The organism is Leclercia sp. 1548, from assembly GCF_050435045.1.
Lineage (GTDB): Bacteria > Pseudomonadota > Gammaproteobacteria > Enterobacterales > Enterobacteriaceae > Enterobacter > Enterobacter adecarboxylatus.
In genome coordinates this window covers 203,870-219,356 of record NZ_JBNDJP010000005.1, presented here as the reverse complement: position 1 = coordinate 219,356, position 15,487 = coordinate 203,870, and the positions used below count along the sequence as shown (strand labels likewise).

The window sequence follows — 15,487 nt, the reverse complement described above, 5'->3', positions numbered from 1 at the left end:
CGTTATCTCACTGCCATTTACGGTGATACGCGCCCAGCGTGGTCTGAGTGCCTTCGGACATTGCGCCCAGGGTCTCCATCCATGCGGGTTGCGGGGCATATTGCTTGGGATCTGCCATGCAGCGATCGATCGCCTGGCGCCACACTTTTGCCACCTGGCTGACGTAAGCCGGGCTGCGCTGGCGGCCTTCGATTTTGACCGAGGCAATATTGGCGGCCAGCAGTTCCGGCAAAAGCGCCAGGGTATTGAGACTGGTAGGCTCTTCCAGCGCATGATAGCGCTCGCCATCCACCAGATAGCGGCCTTTGCACAGCGTCGGATAACCCGCGTTTTCGCCGTCCTGATAACGGTCAATCAACACCTCGTTCAGACGCGACTCCAGCCCCTGGGGAGTTTGTTGCCAGCGCACGAAGCGGGCCGGCGAGCAGGCCCCCACGGTGTTAGGGGATTCGCCGGTTAAGTAGGAGGAGAGGTAGCAGCGACCTTCGGCCATAATGCACAGGCTGCCAAAGGCAAAAACTTCCAGCGGAACTGGCGTGACGCGCGCCAGTTGCTTAACCTGATGAATAGAAAGCACACGTGGCAGCACCACGCGCGCAACGTCGAAGTAACGATGATAGAAGCGAATGGCTTCTTCATTGGTGGCCGATGCCTGAACCGAGACATGGCGCTCAATATGGGGATAGCGTTCGGCGGCATACTCCAGCATGGCGAGGTCGGCAAGGATCAGCGCATCGGCGCCCAGCTGTGCCGCCATATCCACCGCGCGCTGCCAGCGTTGATAGCCGTCGGGGTGGGCAAAGGTATTAATGGCGATGTGCAGCTTGCGGCGGTGCTGGTGCACGAAGCTCACCGCTTCCTGTAGCTTTTTCTCAGTAAAATTGAGACCAGCGAAGTGACGGGCATTGGTATCGTCCTTCAGCCCGATATAAACCGCATCGGCGCCGTTTTCGATGGCCGCCTTAAGCGCCGGTAGATTTCCAGCAGGGCAGAGCAGCTCCATAATTTATCCTGACGTTCGCAGCCCCAGAGGGATGCAAAATTGTTATCGAGCAGCGATTTTAGTTAACCATCCGGCGACAATTTTTGATTTAAGGCAGCTAATGGCGTATTGATGGCACCAATAATGGATTATGCCGGACGCCAGTTTGTTGATTTACGCCGCTATACCAACGACTGGATATGGCAAAATATCAGGACTATAGATATCAGGGAGTATTGCTCGTGCTGGATAAACTGCGTTCACGTCTCGTACAATTTGGCCCATCGCTGCTGAGCGTGCCGGTGAAGCTGGCGCCCTTTGCGCTGAAGCGCCAGGTGCTGGAGCAGGTACTAAGCTGGCAGTTTCGCCAGGCGCTGGCGGAGGGCGAGCTGGAATTTCTGGAAGGACGCTGGTTAAGTATCGAGGTGCGGGACATCGGCCTGCGCTGGTACACTTCCGTTGAAAATGAACAGCTGGTGGTACGTGAATCTGCTGAGGCGGATGTCAGCTTCAGCGCTGACGCCAGCGATCTGCTGATGATCGCGGCGCGTAAACAGGATCCTGACACGCTCTTTTTCCAGCGCCGTCTGGTGATTGAGGGCGATACCGAGTTAGGCCTGTATGTTAAAAACCTGATGGATGCCATTGAACTGGAGCAGATGCCGAAGCCGCTGCGCGTGGCGCTGCTGCAACTGGCCGATTTTGTCGAGGCGGGCCTGAAAACGCCGCCGGAAAGTAAACACACTTCTGTAGGTGAGCCATGTTGATTCGAGTAGAGATTGGGATCGATGCGCCGGGTATTGATGCCTTATTACGCCGGGCCTTCGACGGAGACGGTGAAGCGCAACTGGTTCAGGACCTTCGTGAAGATGGCCTGATTACCCTGGGCCTGGTGGCTACGGACGATGAGGGGCAGGTTGTAGGCTACGTCGCCTTTAGCCCGGTCACCGTGCAGGGCGAAGAGTTGCAGTGGGTCGGCATGGCACCGCTGGCGGTGGATGAAAACTACCGCGGCCAGGGCCTGGCGCGTCAGCTGGTCTACGAAGGGCTGGATTCACTCAACGAGTTTGGCTATGCCGCGGTGGTCACGCTGGGCGATCCGGCGTTCTACAGCCGTTTAGGCTTCGAGAAAGCAGCGCATTACGATCTGCGCTGCCGCTGGCCGGGCACCGAGTCGGCTTTCCAGCTGCACGGTCTGGCAGACGATGCGCTTAACGGCGTCAGCGGCCTGGTCGAATACCACGACCACTTCAACCGCTTTTAATCAGCGGCGTTTGCAGGCTCTCCCGTAGCGCCTCAAAGGTTCCATCCCCACTGACGAGGCGCTCTTTCTGGCGCTTCGTCAGCTGTTTGATCCGGTACTCCAGCCGTAGCGCCAGCGACCGATCCCCCACGACGGCGGAAAACGCCAGCGTCAGTTCTCCTTTGCCGCGTAACGCCTTCGCCCCTTTTCCTGTCTGATGTTGCAGGAAGCGGCGCGGGACATCGGTAGTGATCCCCGTATAGAGCGCATTATCAGCAGTTCGAACCAGATAGAGAAACCAGCACACGGCGAAAGATTCAGTATGTTAAGGTGAACGCACCTTAGCACGAGAGAGAAGCGAAATGGAAACTCTGGCCGCTATCAACCGCTGGCTGGCGAAGCAGCATGTGGTCACCTGGTGTGTGCATCATGACGATGAGCTGTGGTGCGCCAATGCCTTTTACTACTACGATCCACAGCGGGTGGCGTTCTATGTCTTAAGCGAGGATAAAACCCGTCATGCCCAGATGAGCGGCAGGCAAGCCAGGGTCGCGGGCACCGTCAACGGACAGCCGAAGAATGTGGCGTTGATTCGCGGGGTGCAATTTAAAGGGGAGATCCGTCGCCTGGAAGGGGAGGAAAGCGACGCCATGCGTAAGCACTACCTTCGTCGCTTTCCGGTTGCCGCCGCAATGCCAGCTCCCGTATGGGAAATCCGTCTGGATGAACTTAAGTTCACTGACAACACGTTAGGCTTTGGTAAAAAACATCACTGGCTACGCGCCGAGTAAGCGCAGCGCCTCGCGGTTAAACGCGATCAGATCTTCCGGCGTACGGCTGGTGACAAGCTGATCTTTATCAACCACCACTTCCTGATCGTGGAAATCCGCCCCGGCGTTTTTCAGATCAATGGCGATCGATTTCACGCCCGTTAGTTTACGACCGCGCACCACTTCGGCACTGATCAGCAGCTGCGGGCCGTGACAAATGGCGAAGACCGGTTTGCCGGAATCGACAAAATCACGGGTAAAGGTCACGAAACGCGAGTCGCTGCGCAGTGAATCCGGGGAGTGGCCGCCGGGTAGCAGCAGGGCGTCAAACTCTGCGGGCTGCACTTCGTCGATAGCTTTATCAATGGAAACGCTGGCTTCGCCTTTATGGCCTTTCACCGTTTTTCCCGCCTGTTTTTCGATTGTGATCACCTCATGTCCCGCTTTGCGGAACGCCTCAGCAGGCGAGGTGAATTCTGAATCTTCAAACTCGTCGGTGATCAAGACTGCAATTTTCTTGCTCATGCTTCCTCCGTTGTTTTGGCTTCAGACAGCTTTTTCTTCGCTTGTGGTAAATACTTAGCATTGAGACTACTAAGTGTGGTTGAAGAGCATGAAATCGCATACGGACTAATCTGCAAAGGAGGAATAATGAGTCAGGTTTTAATTACCGGCGCGACTGGTCTTGTGGGTGGGCACCTGCTGCGTATGCTGATTCAGGATCGGAGAGTTAACTATATCGCCGCCCCGACACGTCGCCCGCTGGGGGATATCGAAGGTGTGTTCAATCCACACGATCCGCAGCTAACCGATGCCCTGGCTCAGGTTCAGGATCCGGTGGATACCGTTTTTTGCTGTCTGGGTACCACGCGGCGTGAAGCAGGCAGCAAAGAGGCCTTTATCCATGCCGACTATACCCTGGTGGTGGATACGGCCCTGACCGGCAAACGGCTCGGGGCGAAGCATCTGCTGGTGGTCAGTGCGATGGGAGCCAACGCGCACTCGCCGTTCTTCTACAACAAAGTGAAAGGCAAAATGGAAGAGGCCCTGATCGCCCAGAAGTGGGAGCGACTGACCCTCGTGCGGCCCTCAATGTTGCTGGGCGAACGAGAGAAGCATCGCTTCAGTGAATCACTGTTTGCGCCGCTGTTTAGCCTGTTGCCCGGCAACTGGAAATCGGTCGAGGCCCGGGATGTGGCGCAGGTGATGCTGCAGGAGGCGCTTGGTGCGTCGCCGGGTGGCGTCAATATTATTACGTCAGCGAAGATCAGGGAGATGGCGCAGGGGCAAGGCTAATGGCCCTCTGCTGATGGCAGCAGAGGGCAGGGGATAACTACTTCAGATAGGTAAACGCGGTGGTGACGTGTTTCACGCCGCTCACCCGGCTGGCGATATCTGCCGCCGCTTTACCTTCGCGGTCAGTTACCAGGCCGAGCAGGAACACTTCGCCGTTCTCGGTGGTCACCTTCACGTTAGAGGATTTTACCTGATCGCTACCCAACAGCTGGGAGCGCACTTTCGTGGTGATCCAGGTATCGTTTGAGGCCTCACCCAGGCCAATCGGCTGACCCTGGCGCACTTCATTAAACACCTCAGTGGCGCCCTCTACACCCATCGCGATCTGCTTCGCACGGGCGGCAAGTTCGGTATTTGGCGCCTGGCCTGCCAGCAAGACTTTGCCCTGGTAAGCCGTAACGTTGATGCGCGCTTCTTTCTTAATTTGTTGGTCTTTGGACAGTGCGCTGTTCACGCGCAACTCTAGGGTGCCGTCATCTACCTGTGTGCCCACGGAACGCGGGTCAGTCGCGGCTTTGGTGCCCACTGCCGCGGTACCCACTACCGCTGCAGCCACACATCCCTGAAGCAGCAGCGCAGAAATAAGGACTGCGAGGGGCGAAAGTGCCTTCATGTATACTCCTTAATCATCCTGGTGAGGGAAAAGCGTGTTATCGATCAGATCGCATAAACAGTTCACCGTCAGCATGTGCATCTCCTGGATGCGGGCGCTGCGGTGAGAAGGAATACGGATCTCAACATCATGAGGACCTAACAGCCCCGCCAGCTCGCCGCCATCGTAACCGGTCAGTGCGACGATGGTCATGTCGCGCGTGACGGCGGCTTCAACGGCTTTGACGATGTCGCGGCTGTTGCCGCGCGTAGAGATAGCCAGCAGCACATCACCGGCGTGTCCTAACGCACGCACCTGTTTGGCATAGATCTCATCATGGAGACGATCGTTAGCAATCGCTGTTAAGACCACGTTATCGGTATTAAGTGCAATGGCAGGTAAGCTGGGACGCTCTGTCTCAAAACGATTAATCATACTGGCAGCAAAATGCTGTGCGTTGGCGGCCGAGGTGCCGTTGCCACAACAGAGGATTTTGTTGCCGTTAAGCAGGGACTGGACCAGCGTCATCGCCGCACGGGAGATGGCGTCCGGCAGCGCTTCTGCCGCTGCGATCTGAGTCTGAATGCTTTCGGTGAAGCAAACCTTAATTCTTTCGAGCACGGTATCCCTTAACGATCTGATTTACGCGTCTGCGCCGAAGGCGTTTTTGAACCATTCGATGGCGTTTCCGGTGAAGGCTACCACATCGAACCGGCAATCCACAGTATCAAAGCTGCCATTATGCCGGGCAAGCCACAACTGGGCGGTGAGTAATAATTTTTGCTGCTTGGCCCGGGTCACGCTGGCGGCGGCCCCACCATAATGAGAAGACTGGCGGTAGCGCACCTCGATGAACACGATGGTCGGGCCGTCCTGCATAATAAGGTCAATTTCCCCGCCGCGCGCGCGAACGTTCGCGGCGATAAAGCGCAGTCCTTTGCGCTCAAGCCAGCGACGCGCCTCTGACTCGCGCGCGTCGCCGGTCTGTTTACGGGTTAGCTGGCCGGAACGATCTGTCCTTGCTGGTATTTGAGCCATGATAACTTCCTGTTAATCACGCAGTCCTGAGTGGCGGTGAGATCGCCAGTGTTGCCGTTAAGTTCAAAGCCTGGCACCTGGCGCATCTGGGTGAAGTGGTTCGCCAGCGCCCAGGCATCCACGCCCATCGCGTACAGACGCGCCAGCGAGTAGTCGTTACGTACGCTGCTCAACGCCTGCTGCATCAGCGCCGGGTTAGCGCCTGCCAGCATCGGAATTTCGCTGTACTGCAGGCCTTCCATCTCGAGACGGAAGTCCGGGCCAGCGGTACCCTGCGCGCTGCGCGAGCTTGCATACAGCGACACGCCAGCCTGACTGCCGTTACGCATAGCGATCATCGGTTTGATAAAACCGATCTCTTCAGGGGTGGCGATGATGTAAGCCGCATCGACGTTGCCGCCGCCGCTGATCTGCGCGTCCGTAGGCGGTGCCGGGATAGTCAGGCCGCCAATCGTCACGCCCTGCTGCTGCGGCAGGCTGGACGTGACAGGGCTACCGGTCAGCGCAATACCCGCTCCGCCGTTAACACCCGCGCGCAGTTCAGCGCTGGAGCCAAATTTTTGCTGCAGAACAATGCCGCCGCCCAACTGTTGCCACTCCTCGGCAAAGGCGGTAGCGACACGATCGCCCAGCTGGCTACGTGGGATCAGCAGCAGAGGAGCCTGCTTACCTTGCTCGTGGATATGGCGCGCGGCATCGCGGGCTTCGTCTTCTGGCGACAGGGCGAAGTAGCAGACGTTCGGGAGGTTCTGCACCTGCTCCGGCTGGTTGAGGGCCAGCACGTTCAGCGGGGTTCTGCTCTTCATCAGCTCTTCGACGTTGTTTTTCAGCAGCGGACCTACGACGATGCTGGCCCCATCCTGCTGCACCTGATTCAGCACCTGGTCGAGCGGCTGGGTGCTGGTGTCATACACTTTCACCTCGGCGGCCGGGTTGGCGATGGCCGTGGTCTGAGGCGCTTGCTCAGTGGCAGGTGCCTGCATCGGATCCTGTACGGAGTCATTCGGTGCGGCGACAGGTTCCGTGGTCTCAGGGGCCGGGGCCGGATCCTGCACGGTGTTATTCGGTGCGGCGACAGGTTCTCGGGTCTGAGGGGCCTGGACCGGATTCTGCATCGTACCTTCCTGCACGGCAACAGGTTGAGCCGTGGTCAGGTCGTTGGTTTCGGCACTGGACGGGCTTACCACATCACCGGCGTTGGCCGCCTGGGCGACCTGAGCGGGAACGGCATTACCCGTGACGGCAGCGGTGCCATTTCTCGCCGCGTCAAAACCCTGCTGGATAGTGCGGCCAAAGACGGCGGCCTGGCCACCCAGCGGCAGCAGTAGGGCAATTTTGCTGGTAGAGGCGGGCTTGAAGTTCTGCACATTGACCAGCTGAGTAGGCAGCAGGGTCGCACCCGGGTTATTCGGGTAGCGGGTCTGCCAGTCTTTGATGCCGGCTTTCAGCATGGTCGGATCGTTGCGGTTATCGAACCAGACGCGCTGCAGATCCAGCCAGCCCTGCAGGACATTTTCGTCGGCGTTAATCACGAGGGCATTGGCCTGATCGGGATTCATCGCGGAGAGCGTCTGCCAGGTGGCATCGATATTTTTCTGTTTTTCAGCGCCAGCGAGCAGCGGCTCCTGGGCAATCAGCGCCCGTAGCAGCGTCAGGGAAGGGCGTCCCTGTTCCGCGGCAATGCCGGCCTGCCAGAAACGCGCCTGCTGGTTTTTATCCAGCGTACTGATGTCGATATTTCCGAAGATCTTTTTCGCCCCGGCTACATCGTTCTGCGCAATTTTCAGTTCAGCGGCCAGCAGTGTCTGCTCGCGGCGCTGCGTCTCGCTCAGATCCTGCGGCAACTGGTTAAACAGATCGGCGGCGTGCTGGTTTTTACCTTCTTTCAGCAGTGCACGAATGGCGAGTAATTGCCAGTTGATCCGGGTATCATCTGAGCTTTGCTCCATCTGGTGCAGATAAAAACCGGAGTCAGCCTGCGCTGTACCCTCCATATGGGCAGCACTTTGATCGGGCGCCTGCGTACCACAGCCAGCAAAGATCAGGGCTGCCAGCACCAGCGGAAGGCTGCGCGTGACTTTATTATGAAGAAACGTTAAGGGTACCATACTGTATCCAGTGATATTTTTTACGCAATGCTCAATATTAAATCGGCAATACGGATGAAACAATGAAACAACACGAAACGGCAGATAATTCTCAGGGTCAGCTTTATATTGTACCTACTCCTATCGGGAATTTATCTGATATTACCCAACGTGCGCTCACCGTGTTGCAAAGCGTTGATCTTATTGCGGCTGAAGATACCCGCCATACTGGCCTGCTCCTGCAACATTTTGCGATTAACGCCCGCCTGTTTGCCCTGCACGATCATAACGAGCAGCAAAAAGCCGCCATGCTGGTGGCCAAACTGAAAGAGGGACAGAACATCGCCCTGGTGTCCGATGCCGGTACGCCGCTGATCAACGACCCGGGCTATCACCTGGTGCGCACCTGCCGTGAAGCGGGCATTCGCGTTGTGCCGTTGCCGGGGCCGTGTGCCGCTATTGCCGCACTGAGCGCGGCGGGCCTGCCGTCGGATCGTTTCTGCTATGAGGGCTTTTTGCCCGCCAAATCCAAAGGCCGTCGCGACGTACTGAAGGCGCTCGAAGCCGAACCGCGTACCCTGATTTTCTACGAATCTACCCATCGCCTGCTGGAGAGTCTGGAAGATATGGTCGCCGTCTGGGGTGAGGCGCGTTACGTGGTGCTGGCGCGCGAGCTGACCAAAACCTGGGAGACCATCCACGGTCTGCCGGTCGGCGAGCTGCTGGCATGGGTGAAAGAGGACGAAAACCGCCGTAAAGGCGAGATGGTGCTGATTGTCGAAGGGCATAAAGCTGAAGAGGACGCCCTGCCTGCCGATGCGCTACGTACCCTGGCGCTGCTGCAGGCCGAACTGCCCTTGAAAAAAGCGGCTGCGCTGGCAGCAGAGATCCACGGTGTGAAAAAGAACGCGCTGTATAAGTATGCTCTGGAGCAGCAAGGGGAGTAAGCCTTTTGCTGGGTGGCGCTTCGCTTACCCAGCCTACAACTCGTCACGTAGGCCCGATAAGCGAATCGCCATCGGGCACATTTAAACCACAATGAGCTCAACTGACGTTTGTTTCAGGCTCTCCAGCTCTTTCTCACCGATCCCTTCGTCGGTAATCACACAGCCAATCTCCGCCATCGGCAGCACCTGGTTAAACCCGCGACGGTTGAACTTGCTCGCGTCCAGTACAGCAATCACCTTATGCGCAGCCGCCGCCATCACGCTGCTGATCGAGTACCCTTCGTTGAAGGTGGTGATGCCGTTGGTAGTGTCGATCCCGTCAGCTCCGACAAACATCAGATCGGCGCTAATGCCCGCCAGCGAGCGTTCGGCGATGGTGCCATGCATGGAGTGGGTCTTATGGCGTACCGTACCTCCGCACACTACCAGGGTGATGTCTTTGTTGTCCGATAAGGCGAAAGCAGCGGGTAAGCTGTTGGTGATCACCGTGATATTAGCCTTCTTTGCCAGCGCTTCAGCGATAAGCATGGTGGTGCTGCCGCTGTCTAAAATTACCGTCATCCCCTCTTCGATCATCGTTACTGCTGCCAGGGCGATACGTTTTTTAGGGTCACTGGCGAGACTGTAGCGATCTTCCAGCAGTACTTCCTGGTTTTCATTTTCACCCAAATTACTGCCCGGCTTTGCCGCCCCACCGTGAAAACGCGTCACTAGCCCTTTCTCTTCCAGCAAACGCAGATCGGCGCGGATAGTGACCTCGGAGATGCCAAAAGAATTCGAAAGGTCGAGTACTAACACGCTGCCGTTAGCATTCACCAGATCAACGATTTTGTTCCTTCGCTCAAATGAGTTCATTTTGTTTTGCCTGATAATTAACTTACTCCAGTTTAATCGAAGGGATGCGAAAGGTGAACGCTAGCGTTCGAAAGTAAATGTGAGCCAGCTCCGGTTGCTGGCTCATGAGTTTATTCCAGGCGCAGCAGGATTTTACCCTGCATTGGTGATCCATTTAGTGCCTGAATGGCATGGGCAAAATTTTCGCTGTCGCCGGTCAGGGCGATCAGTGGCTCCAGTCGCAATTTTTTTTCGCAAAGCAACCGGGCAGCGGTCTCCCACTCAACCCCTGGCCATGGCGCAGAGTAGTTCATCCAGCTGCCTTGCAGGGTCAGCTCTTTGCGCAGGATCTTGCCAAAGGTCGCGGCAGATAAATTCAGGTCATGGTGCAGGGTTCCTACCAGCACCACCTGGGCGCGTGGCCCGGCGATATCGATAGCAAGGGCGACGGTTTGCGGTGTGCCAGCCGTCTCCAGCACCAGCTGATCAAAACGCGTCTCGTGAAGGGCCGCCAGCATCTCATCTGCACTGAGGGTTTTACTGTTGAATACCCGGTTTGCCCCTAGCGAGGTCGCCAGCGCCAGCTTATCATCATTGATATCAATGGCAGTCACGCTTGCCGCACCCAACGCCAACGCGCATTGCATGGCCAGCAGGCCGATAGTGCCCGCCCCCACGATAATCACATTTTTGCCCTCACAGCCCTGGGCAAGGTGGAATGCATGCAACCCGACGGTGATAGGCTCGATAAAGGCGCCGTCTTCAATGGCCATCTCCGCAGGCAGACGGAATAGATTAGCGCGCTTCACCACAATGTACTCAGCGTTCCCGCCTTCGCTGCGGGAGCCGACGAACTGGTATTGCTTACACAACGAGAAGTAGCCTTTTTTACACTCCGGGCAGGAGAAGCAGGGCAGTAGCGGAACGCACGCGACTGCATCGCCAGCCTCCAGATCGTCGATGCCTGAGCCACAGACGTCAACGTAGCCGCTGAATTCATGACCCAGGGTGATAGGGTAATAGTGAGCCGCTTTGGCAAAAATACGCGGGATATCCGAACCGCATAATCCCGAGCAGACCACGCGCACGCGCACGTCATCTGCAGCCTGAATGTCCGGGACAGGGCGTTCTTCCACGCGCACCTGGCCCTCAGCATGAATTACCACTGATTTCATGATTCACTCCAGAAAAAAGAGGGGAGCAGCGCTCCCCGGATATTAAGAAGCCGTCTGGCTCTGTGGGGCCTCAGCGCGTTTTTCTGCTGCGCTACAGGCGCGGGCGCGGCGCCAGGTGAGCAGCACGCCGGTAGTGTAGAAAACACCAATCACCAGGAAACCCACCACGTTTTGCCAGGTAAAGAGCTGGATCAGCAGCCAGGTGATGGGCGAGCCGCCCTGGTCCAGAGAGGCCACCATCCCACCTGCTTTCAGCGCCCCGGCATTCTCAGCAAGCTTTGTATGCAGGCCGATGGTCTGGGTAGCGATCCACAGGGTGATGCTCATGATGATGACGCCGGAGATGAGGGTGCGGAACAGGTTGCCCTGATGCACCGCCACAGCCATCGCCACGAAGAAGCCTATAGTGGCCAGGTCGCCAAACGGCAGGACCTGGTTGCCCGGCACCAGTACCGCAATCAGGATGGTCAGCGGGATAAAGATCAGGCTGGCAGAAACTACCGAGGTATGGCCCAGCAGCAGCGCCGGATCGAGGCCGATTAAGAACTCCTGCCCGCCAAATTTTGCCTGCAGACGCTTACGCGCATGTTTAGCAATCGGCGTAAGGCCGTCCATGATCGGCTTGATGACGCGCGGCATCAGGAGCATCACCGCAGCGGTTTTTACCGCCAGTTGTAATACGCCTTTGGTGTCGTAACCAGCCAGCAAACCGATAACCAGCCCCATCACAAAACCGACAGTGACCGGCTCGCCAAATGGGCCAAAGCGTTTCTGCACATCGTCGGCGCTGAAGTGGATGCGCTTCAGCCCGGGGATCTTCTCAATGAGTGTATCGACCAGCACCGCAATCGGACCAAGGTAAGCGGAGGAGCCATGCGGGATGGCAATCCCTTCCAGGCCGAAGAAGTCGCGTGTGTCTTTGGCAAACCAATCTCCCAGCTTGTAGACAAAGGCCGCGTGGACTACCACGCCGAGGATCCCGAGCCAGTAAGAGCCGGTAGCCAGATGCAGCATCGCCCCGGTAAAGGTCATATGCCAGATGTTCCAGATATCGACGTTCACCACGCGGGTCATACGGGTGACCAGCATGAGCACGTTGACACCAATCGCCACTGGGATCGCCACCAGCGCAATCTGCGAAGCCCAGGTCATAGGTGATGAACCTGGCCAGCCCACGTCCACCACGTGCAGGTTAATCTGGAACTGCTCCGCCATCGCTTTGGCCGCCGGACCGATGGAGTCGAGCATCAGGCCAATAACCAGCCCGATCCCGACAAAGCCAATCCCGATATGCAGACCGGATTTAAAGCAGTCGCCCAACTTCATCCCCAGCAGCTTCGAGAAGATAATGATGACGATGGGCAGCATGACCGTCGGCCCCAGATCGAGGATATACCGCATGATTTCGGTAAACATGATCTTACCCCTCGAGGATGGTCAGGATTTTTTGCTGTAGGGCTTCAATGCCGACGCCCGATACAAACGGCATACCGTGGACCACCGGAATGTCACCAAAGGTACGGTCGACTTTTGCGGTGGTGCAGATCAGGTCTGCGCCGTCCATATAGGTTTCAATTTCGGTCACCCGGCACTGCACCAGATCCAGGGTGATGTTGTGGGCATCACACAGCTCTTTGATCTCTTCGGCAGCCATGGTGGAGGTGGCAACCGCGCCTCCACAGGCGACGATAACTTTACGTTTCATAGGGTACTCCTTCTTATTATCAGTATGTTACGAGGCTTGCTTACAGGGTTCGGTCATCAGGATGGCCTCCGCAAACAGGGCCTCCAGCTGGTGGTCCGGCGCGGTAAGCAACGCCTCCATCAGAGTTGGTTTTTGCAGCTCACTAAATAGCCGGCGCAGCAGGGTAAGTTGCGCTGAAGGGTTTTCCACTATCAGGGCGATAATCAGCGACACGGCGATCTCCGTATCGTCATCAGCCTGATGAAAATGAACCGGATTGTCAGGACGGATCAGGTAAAGTGCCGGTTCTCTGGCATGAATCGCCTCGCAGTGCGGGATCGCCACGGCATGTTTTTCCAGGGCGATACCGGTGGGGAACACCGCTTCCCTCCCCAGTAGTGCGGCAGGATAAGTAGGATGGACGACCCCCTTCGCCAGCATCTCCTCGCCGATATGAGCCAGCGCCTGCTGGCAAGTGGCAAAATCAATGCCGGTACGGACAAACAGTTTGCTCATGAATCCTCCAGTCTTAAGTAGCGTCAGGCGCGCAGCCGTAGCGGTACGCACGTAAAACGTCCTGTATTCTGTCGATGACCAGCGCCTGGGGCGTTGGGGCAAGGGTTTGTGCGGTGACGCGTTCAAACTGCACAGGCATGTACTGGCTGATCAACCCCAGCGGCAGGGTCAGGCTGTCCAGGTTAGCGAGCAGCTTGTCCACGCTCTGACGGATCCGTGGGTGCGGCCAGTAGTAGCGAATGCGGTCTGACAGGCTAAAGTGAATGTCCACCATCGCCTGGCTCCAGGTTGGGCGATAGTATTTTTTCCAGTAATCCGGCTCGTTCAGCATCACCTCGTCGATCACCTCCAGCACGCGGCTGCGATCTTCCGGGGCGATCAGTGCCGTCTCCATCTGCGCCAGGGCAAAAATGGCCTCGCGCAGGGCGAAGGTGAGGGCTGGGCCGACCTTCAGGATCGCAAAATGATCCTTCACCAGTGCCCGGTACGCCTGTCTGGACTGATAATCTGTAGAGTGCGCTTCATAAACCATCGGCGTCTGGCGGATCCAGCCCGACAAGGCTTCAGCGGCCTGCGGCTGATAGTGGATGATCTGGGTATGGTCGAACTCAACGCCGGGCTGCACTACGATAGCAATGACCCGGGTCATTGCTTCATCCAGACCCAGAGCCTGGAATGCGGCCTGATGTGTTTCGAGGGTGCGCGCGGCATCCTCCACGCGGGTTACATGTACAGTGTCAATACTGTTGGCCTCGCCGCCCGGTACCGGCACTTCGGTGCCAATGACATAGGTCAGCGCCATTTTCTGCGCGTTGCTGGCGGTCTCTTCCGCTGCCTGGCACAGCCGCGCCGCACGCTGGGCTACTATCACGGGATCCAGGGGAATGGGATCGTCGGCGCATGACATCGATGCATCAAGATGGATCTTACTGAAGCCCGCAGCCACATAAGCCTTAATCAGCTCGACGGCTTTCTCCATCGCCGTCTCTGCGGGTTCATTCTGCCAGCAGTTCGGCCCAAGATGATCTCCACCGAGGATTAGCCTTTGTTGCGGGAAGCCCACCTTTTCGGCGATGTTCAGAACAAAATCGCGGAAGTCGGCCGGCTTCATGCCGGTATAGCCGCCATACTGATTTACCTGGTTGGACGTGGCTTCAATGAGGACACTGTTACCGCTTGCCAGATCAAAGCGCAGGGCGGCTTCGATCACCAGCGGGTGCGCTGAACAGACGGAACAGATACCGAGATGTTCTCCCGCTTTATGGCGGGCAATAATATTTTTCACCGTTTTCTCCGGGTTGTGGGGGTCAGAGTTTGCCTTCGCAGCCGCAGTCATGAATGACTTTGCGGACCACCTCTTTCATGGCGGTTTTGGCGGGGATCATGTAGTGACGGGGATCGCTGGCTTCAGGATGCTCCGCAAGATAACTTTTCAGCGCGTCGGAAAAGGCGATTTTCAGCTCGGTGGCGACGTTCACTTTGCAGATACCAAGACCAATAGCCCGGCGGATATCGGCGGTAGAAAGTCCCGAGGCGCCGTGCAGCACCAGCGGAACGTCCACATGGCTGCGAATCTCTTCCAGACGTTCAAAATCGAGTTTTGGCGTGGCTGTATAGAGGCCGTGGGCGGTGCCAATGGCGACGGCAAGGGAGTCGATGCCGGTCAGTGCCACGAACTCGCGGGCCTGCTGCGGATGGGTGTAAAGGGTATCTTTGCTATCCACCACCAGGTCATCTTCCTGACCGCCAAGTCGACCCAGCTCCGCCTCCACGCTGACGTCATAGCGATGGCAGTAGTTGGTGACCCGTTTTACCAGCGCCACGTTATCGGCAAACGGCAGGTGCGATCCGTCGATCATTGCCGAGCGCACGCCTGCCTGCACTTTTTGGGCGATGTCGTCGAACGTTTCGTGATGATCGAGATGGATCGCCAGCGGCTGGTTATGCGTTTTTGCCAGATCCCCCGCGATAGCCACGATATTGCCGATCCCGGCATAGCTGAAGGTGCCAGGCGTTCCGGCAACGATCAGCGGCGAGCGCAGCTCGGCGGAAGTCTCGACAACAACCTGCAGCGTTTCGAGATTATGAATATTGAAAGCTGGAACCGCGTAACCTTCTCGCTGAGCCTTCGTGAGCATCGCTTTGGTCGAAATGATGTGCATTCTTCCTCCGAAACCTTTCGTTTGTTTTCTTCGAAAGAAGATATAGTGTTTCGGAATGCTTTTTTGTGATTGGTATCGTAAAAACGAAAGAAGCGAAAGAGAAAGGAAGTTTGCGAAAGAACGAAAGGCAAAAAAAAAGCATGGCCGGAGCCATGCTAAAG

At 57.1% G+C, this 15,487-nt stretch carries 19 protein-coding genes; 5 read left to right on the top strand and 14 right to left on the bottom strand.

From position 1 onward, the window contains the following. Positions 1–7 precede the first annotated feature (7 nt). Positions 8–1,003 (bottom strand): ubiquinone anaerobic biosynthesis protein UbiU, encoded by a 996-nt coding sequence (gene ubiU, locus ABIE02_RS15575; protein WP_336994959.1) that lies wholly within the window; start codon positions 1,001–1,003, stop codon positions 8–10. A 221-nt stretch (positions 1,004–1,224) separates the two neighbouring features. Here ubiU and ubiT point away from each other — a divergent pair, with 221 nt between their 5' ends. Continuing rightward, on the top strand, positions 1,225–1,749 hold the full coding sequence (gene ubiT / locus ABIE02_RS15570) for a ubiquinone anaerobic biosynthesis accessory factor UbiT (protein WP_059307117.1): 525 nt from the start codon (positions 1,225–1,227) through the stop codon (positions 1,747–1,749). Further along, entirely contained in the window at positions 1,743–2,246 is a 504-nt protein-coding gene (locus ABIE02_RS15565) for a GNAT family N-acetyltransferase (protein WP_032614397.1), read from the top strand. The genes ubiT and ABIE02_RS15565 overlap by 7 nt, the downstream gene beginning before the upstream one ends. Here the strand turns inward: ABIE02_RS15565 and ABIE02_RS15560 are convergent. Beyond that, positions 2,233–2,532 carry a GIY-YIG nuclease family protein gene (locus tag ABIE02_RS15560; RefSeq protein WP_059307118.1) on the bottom strand — a complete coding sequence of 100 codons (300 nt, stop codon included), beginning with the start codon at positions 2,530–2,532 and terminating at the stop codon, positions 2,233–2,235. The genes ABIE02_RS15565 and ABIE02_RS15560 overlap by 14 nt on opposite strands. Positions 2,533–2,587: 55 nt before the next feature. Between ABIE02_RS15560 and ABIE02_RS15555 the strand changes: the two genes are divergently transcribed. Next, positions 2,588–3,016, top strand: coding sequence for a YhbP family protein (locus ABIE02_RS15555; protein WP_032614393.1), 429 nt, complete (start codon positions 2,588–2,590; stop codon positions 3,014–3,016). Here ABIE02_RS15555 and ABIE02_RS15550 read toward each other — a convergent pair. Continuing rightward, complete coding sequence (locus ABIE02_RS15550) at positions 3,002–3,520, bottom strand: type 1 glutamine amidotransferase domain-containing protein (protein WP_032614390.1); 519 nt, start codon at positions 3,518–3,520, stop codon at positions 3,002–3,004. The genes ABIE02_RS15555 and ABIE02_RS15550 overlap by 15 nt on opposite strands. Before the next feature lie 126 nt (positions 3,521–3,646). Between ABIE02_RS15550 and ABIE02_RS15545 the strand changes: the two genes are divergently transcribed. Further along, positions 3,647–4,291, top strand: coding sequence for an NAD(P)H-binding protein (locus ABIE02_RS15545; protein ID WP_059307119.1), 645 nt, complete (start codon positions 3,647–3,649; stop codon positions 4,289–4,291). Between the two features lie 37 nt (positions 4,292–4,328). Here ABIE02_RS15545 and dolP read toward each other — a convergent pair whose 3' ends face one another. From dolP to ABIE02_RS15525, 4 genes are read right to left on the bottom strand one after another with little or no spacing between them, the layout of a single operon-like run. Further along, complete coding sequence (gene dolP / locus ABIE02_RS15540) at positions 4,329–4,904, bottom strand: division/outer membrane stress-associated lipid-binding lipoprotein (protein WP_032614388.1); 576 nt, start codon at positions 4,902–4,904, stop codon at positions 4,329–4,331. Between the two features lie 9 nt (positions 4,905–4,913). Next, entirely contained in the window at positions 4,914–5,504 is a 591-nt protein-coding gene (gene diaA, locus ABIE02_RS15535; protein WP_032614385.1) for a DnaA initiator-associating protein DiaA, read from the bottom strand. 21 nt (positions 5,505–5,525) lie between these two features. Beyond that, positions 5,526–5,921: a YraN family protein gene (locus tag ABIE02_RS15530; RefSeq protein WP_032614383.1), complete on the bottom strand. Its 396-nt coding sequence runs from the start codon at positions 5,919–5,921 to the stop codon at positions 5,526–5,528. Further along, the gene (locus ABIE02_RS15525) at positions 5,879–8,029 is read right to left on the bottom strand and encodes a penicillin-binding protein activator (protein WP_429211314.1); all 2,151 of its coding nucleotides are present in this window, start codon (positions 8,027–8,029) and stop codon (positions 5,879–5,881) included. Before ABIE02_RS15525 ends, ABIE02_RS15530 begins: the two co-directional genes overlap by 43 nt. Positions 8,030–8,091: 62 nt before the next feature. Between ABIE02_RS15525 and rsmI the strand changes: the two genes are divergently transcribed. Beyond that, positions 8,092–8,955: a 16S rRNA (cytidine(1402)-2'-O)-methyltransferase gene (rsmI, locus tag ABIE02_RS15520; protein ID WP_032614379.1), complete on the top strand. Its 864-nt coding sequence runs from the start codon at positions 8,092–8,094 to the stop codon at positions 8,953–8,955. An 81-nt stretch (positions 8,956–9,036) separates the two neighbouring features. On the opposite strand, the gene ABIE02_RS15515 is transcribed toward rsmI, so the two are convergent. The 7 genes from ABIE02_RS15515 to ABIE02_RS15485 all read right to left on the bottom strand — a co-directional run bounded on the left by ABIE02_RS15515 (position 9,037) and on the right by ABIE02_RS15485 (position 15,326). Continuing rightward, a complete protein-coding gene (locus ABIE02_RS15515) occupies positions 9,037–9,810 on the bottom strand; it encodes a DeoR/GlpR family DNA-binding transcription regulator (protein WP_336994961.1) in 774 nt (257 codons plus the stop codon). 110 nt (positions 9,811–9,920) lie between these two features. Further along, entirely contained in the window at positions 9,921–10,964 is a 1,044-nt protein-coding gene (gatD, locus tag ABIE02_RS15510; protein ID WP_103792792.1) for a galactitol-1-phosphate 5-dehydrogenase, read from the bottom strand. A 42-nt stretch (positions 10,965–11,006) separates the two neighbouring features. Then, a complete protein-coding gene (locus ABIE02_RS15505; protein ID WP_148569599.1) occupies positions 11,007–12,380 on the bottom strand; it encodes a galactitol-specific PTS transporter subunit IIC in 1,374 nt (457 codons plus the stop codon). Positions 12,381–12,384: 4 nt separating this feature from the next. Beyond that, complete coding sequence (gene gatB / locus ABIE02_RS15500) at positions 12,385–12,669, bottom strand: PTS galactitol transporter subunit IIB (RefSeq protein WP_032614370.1); 285 nt, start codon at positions 12,667–12,669, stop codon at positions 12,385–12,387. 27 nt (positions 12,670–12,696) lie between these two features. Next, on the bottom strand, positions 12,697–13,164 hold the full coding sequence (gene gatA, locus ABIE02_RS15495; RefSeq protein WP_336994962.1) for a PTS galactitol transporter subunit IIA: 468 nt from the start codon (positions 13,162–13,164) through the stop codon (positions 12,697–12,699). A 13-nt stretch (positions 13,165–13,177) separates the two neighbouring features. After that, positions 13,178–14,449, bottom strand: a complete 1,272-nt coding sequence (gene gatZ, locus ABIE02_RS15490; protein WP_186371767.1) for a tagatose-bisphosphate aldolase subunit GatZ — start codon at positions 14,447–14,449, stop codon at positions 13,178–13,180. A gap of 22 nt (positions 14,450–14,471) precedes the next feature. Continuing rightward, on the bottom strand, positions 14,472–15,326 hold the full coding sequence (locus ABIE02_RS15485) for a tagatose bisphosphate family class II aldolase (protein ID WP_336994963.1): 855 nt from the start codon (positions 15,324–15,326) through the stop codon (positions 14,472–14,474). Between the last annotated feature and the right edge of the window lie 161 nt (positions 15,327–15,487).